The following is a 3,493-nucleotide window of genomic DNA, read 5'->3' as shown; positions in this document are numbered from 1 at the left end:
AAGCGATTGATACTATCATGTGAAACATCTCCCAATATCTCGGCTAACCTACTACACCCTCCATATTTTGGCTCTGCAAGCAAAAATAAGGTGTAGATGTCTAGATTGCATTCTGCTGTCGAGGGTTTAGTAATTTCTCTCATTCTCCCATACCCATTACTAGACGACCCTTATTTATCAATGCACTATTTTGTGTAAGGATTTAGGTCTTTGATTGGGGAATAAGAGAAGGCATGAAAAAGTTACAAGAATGGGCAGATATAGCATCACGAAAAAAAGCCATTGCGCTTTTACCCTGAAACCGACAAGTCGGAATCACAGATAACAAATCAGCAGTTTGTTCAAACCGAGACATTGACCGGGAGCCCCCAGATACCTTACGCTTCGTCACGGCTAATCGGAGAGAACGTTCTGCCAAATTATTATCAGGAGGAATGGAAGGATGGTCTAAAAAGTACCACCATTGATGTGCTTTCTCACGCAACGAGCGCAATAAAAGTCCCGCAGCATGACCAACATGACCTTGCCAAGTATTTAACAATTCTGCCAACCTGGTCTTAAAGTCCCTCGCCCAAGTCTGATAATCAAGCTCTTCAGGGTGTTCCCGCCATTGTCGATGTTGTCGAAATGCCTCATCAATTAATTCCAAGAACGCAGAGGCGACAACTGTATTGTTACCGTAACTAAGAAGCAGAACTTTCTTAAAATGTCGCCGTAGATGGGCTAAACATTTTTGTTGGGCTCCCACAATCACACCGTTGTAGACGCTAAAATCATCAGAGCTCAACACTCCAGCAAATTCATGCCCCAACATCGTCTCTAATTCGGCTCTACTGCGAGTATCCGCAGCATGAAACAGGCAAAAATCTTGACCCGTAGCTGTCCACAACCATTCTTTGACTCCCTTGACACACCAAGGGGTTTCATCGACATGGACGTTGGCTTGTAAGGGTGCCCATTTCCATAAGGCTTCAACGGCAGACTTTACAGCATCGGCTACCCGCGCATTTGTCGCTTGTAATGTCGCTATTCCTATGGAGATTCCACCTAGTTCGCGCAGGAACTCTTGTTGCTTTTCGTAGGATATGTGCCCATAATTACCTAGCCATACCAATAATGCTTGTAGCTCGATGCTTAAGTCTTGTCCTGGAACTATCTCGGATGCTGGTGAGCCCATCACCATTGCTCCACATTCTAGGCATTGACATTTGACTCGTTGATATTCCACCACTTCAATTGGTAAGGCTGCTAAACACGCTACTTGCTGCTTGCTATAACCAATCGCATCACTTAATTCTCTGCTACCACAATGCTCACAATAGTCAGGAGTGCTGATTTGATATCTATCTACTCGCCCAAATCCTTTTCGGGTTTTACCGATATGTCCCCGCTGTCCTCCTGGTTTTGGCTTTGGCTCTTTTTCTGATTCTTTTGAGTTATCAACTTTGGCGAGTTCTGATTTCTGTATGAGATCGCTTGATGGGGGTTTCGATGATGTTTTGCTATTGCTGGGCTGTCTCTCTTTGAGCTTTTCGAGTTCTTGTTGTAATTTTTCAATCAGCTTCTGTTGGGTTAGCACAATTTTGACCAGATCCTCACGGCTCAACTGGTCAACTATTTCTAATTTTAGTGCTGCTGATAACTCTGGCTTTTCGCTCATCTGAATACATTACCAGATTTTTCGGCTTTCAATCAACTATTTTTCACCTGAATCCTTACTATTTTGTTATTCTGTCAATGCGTAAGTCCTAAGATAGTTAAATTGGGTAAATCCAGAAATCTTTGTAGTTTTCTGCGCCGACTTTCCGTTGTAATTGGATAAGGGAATACCCGTGCCAGTCGTTCTAATCTCACTTGTTTTTCTGGCTCTCCGGTAGTTCTTATGCTAAAAAGTTAGTAAATTTCTAACTTTTTTAATTTTTGTTGTACATATATTGGATGAAAGCTAATCCCAGCTTGACTTTTAGCTTGCTTGCCGATAAAATAAAGTAGAAAGCAAAAATTTTGGTATCAAAAGTCAATTATGCCTTCCAACGCTCAGCTTAATCTCATCGCCAAATTATTGGACTTGCCTGGGGTATTAATTAAGGATTATCAGTTTCATAAAGAAATCGGAGTAATTATACATATAGAAGGAGAGCAACAGCAAGCTTATTGTCCTAAATGTGACCTAAAAAGTGACAGACTCCATCAAAATCATTGGCATTTAGTTAAAGATTTACCCACAGCCACTCGATTTGTTTATTTGCGAGTAAACTGCCGTCAATTCAAATGCGAAAAATGTCAAAAACCTTTTAGTGAATCTTTAGATTGTGTCGGCAAAAATAGAAATTATACGAAAAGGCTCGCTCACCGAATTATTGAAGAAGTTTTAGACAGCAATATTCGGAGTGTAACCCGAAGAAATGGGTTGAGCGAAGAAGAAGTTCAAACAATGTGAAAAGATGTAGCCCAAGAGTTATTAATAGAAAAACCTTCACAACTTAGAAGACTTGGTATGGATGAAATTGCCTTGGTAAAAGGCCAGGAAAACTATTGTGCTGTATTAGTAGATATAGAGACTAGACAGCTCTTGGCTATTGTCGAATCTAGACGGATAGAAGATCTGCCTAAAGTCTTACAGAGTTGGGGTTCTGAGCAGGGCTATTTCATTCTAAACAAGTCTTTGAGGATGTTAAAATTAAAGCCAGCGAGACGTTGAGCTTGAGCCATGTTTTGAAAGCCATAATCGCGATACAAATTGAGGGCAAAATTGCGTGCGATTGCCCAACATTGAACAAGCCCGTTGGTGCGAATACGAGAAGCATCTTCGCCCGAGGGGTGACATCGCGAACATAATGAACTTTGTTTTCGACCCCCCAATAGCCTCGAACTCTGTCGGCAAGGCGTCTGGCCGTTTCGGTCAAGGAGGTCACGTAATAGCGGGTTTCGGTAGAGACTTCAATGATGGAGGCTCGATGCACAGCACGTTCGGATTCAACTCGAATTAAGGTTTGCAGTCCCGGAAAATCAGGAATTCCAGTCAGGTCATGACTAATGCTGACGGTGCGTTTTTCAATCCGACCATGCCCTTTGTCGATCTGGAATATCGTCTCTTGCGCTTGAAATTTGGCTTGTACTGCGGCCAACAATCTGGATTGATTGCCTTTGAGTGCGCCCAAGTAATCATTACCACTATCAATGATGGTCTGAGCAGTTTTTTTGGGTACTGATGGCATCAAAGGCGAAGACTACACCCTTAACTGCCATCTTCTGAATAAGAACCGGGAGTGCGGTGATTTAATTCGTTTTTGATGCCACCTCATAGGGTTCGAGAATCAAACCACCTTCTACAATGTAGGCAGTCACCAGCATGATTGCTGGATGCGAATCGACAGTTGGGTCCTCAGTGGGACACTCATAGGACCCGCGTAACACTTGGGAGCGTGTCACTTTTGTGATGAGTAAAAATACTTAAGCAGCTTTTGGTGATTTACCAATTAAGCCGTTTAAG

4 protein-coding genes and 1 pseudogene are annotated in these 3,493 nt (G+C 42.5%); 2 read left to right on the top strand and 3 right to left on the bottom strand.

From position 1 onward, the window contains the following. Nucleotides 1-143 (bottom strand): annotated as a pseudogene (locus tag QT994_RS27355) (IS701 family transposase); the annotation flags it as partial. Between the two features lie 59 nt (nt 144-202). Then, nucleotides 203-1,660, bottom strand: a complete 1,458-nt coding sequence (gene tnpC, locus QT994_RS27350) for an IS66 family transposase (RefSeq protein WP_333180235.1) — start codon at nt 1,658-1,660, stop codon at nt 203-205. A gap of 363 nt (nt 1,661-2,023) precedes the next feature. On the opposite strand from tnpC, the gene QT994_RS27345 reads away from it, so the two are divergent. After that, entirely contained in the window at nt 2,024-2,440 is a 417-nt protein-coding gene (locus QT994_RS27345) for a transposase family protein (protein ID WP_333180232.1), read from the top strand. A 57-nt stretch (nt 2,441-2,497) separates the two neighbouring features. Beyond that, a complete protein-coding gene (locus tag QT994_RS27985) occupies nt 2,498-2,701 on the top strand; it encodes a hypothetical protein (protein WP_445243953.1) in 204 nt (67 codons plus the stop codon). Here QT994_RS27985 and QT994_RS27340 read toward each other — a convergent pair. Next, nucleotides 2,649-3,218 (bottom strand): ISAs1 family transposase, encoded by a 570-nt coding sequence (locus QT994_RS27340; RefSeq protein ID WP_333180231.1) that lies wholly within the window; start codon nt 3,216-3,218, stop codon nt 2,649-2,651. The two genes, QT994_RS27985 and QT994_RS27340, sit on opposite strands and share 53 nt — an antisense overlap. Nucleotides 3,219-3,493: the final 275 nt, after the last annotated feature.

Origin of the sequence: Microcoleus sp. S13_B4 (genome assembly GCF_036700885.1) — a bacterium.
Classification (GTDB): domain Bacteria; phylum Cyanobacteriota; class Cyanobacteriia; order Cyanobacteriales; family Microcoleaceae; genus Microcoleus.
This window is presented reverse-complemented; position numbering and strand designations above follow the sequence as displayed.

Excerpts from the sequence above, each read along its gene's own strand:
- QT994_RS27985 (WP_445243953.1), top strand. The coding sequence starts at position 2,498 with ATGGATGAAATTGCCTTGGTAAAAGGCCAGGAAAACTATTGTGCTGTA.
- QT994_RS27345 (WP_333180232.1), top strand. The coding sequence starts at position 2,024 with ATGCCTTCCAACGCTCAGCTTAATCTCATCGCCAAATTATTGGACTTG.
- tnpC (WP_333180235.1), bottom strand. The coding sequence starts at position 1,660 with ATGAGCGAAAAGCCAGAGTTATCAGCAGCACTAAAATTAGAAATAGTT.
- QT994_RS27340 (WP_333180231.1), bottom strand. The coding sequence starts at position 3,218 with ATGCCATCAGTACCCAAAAAAACTGCTCAGACCATCATTGATAGTGGT.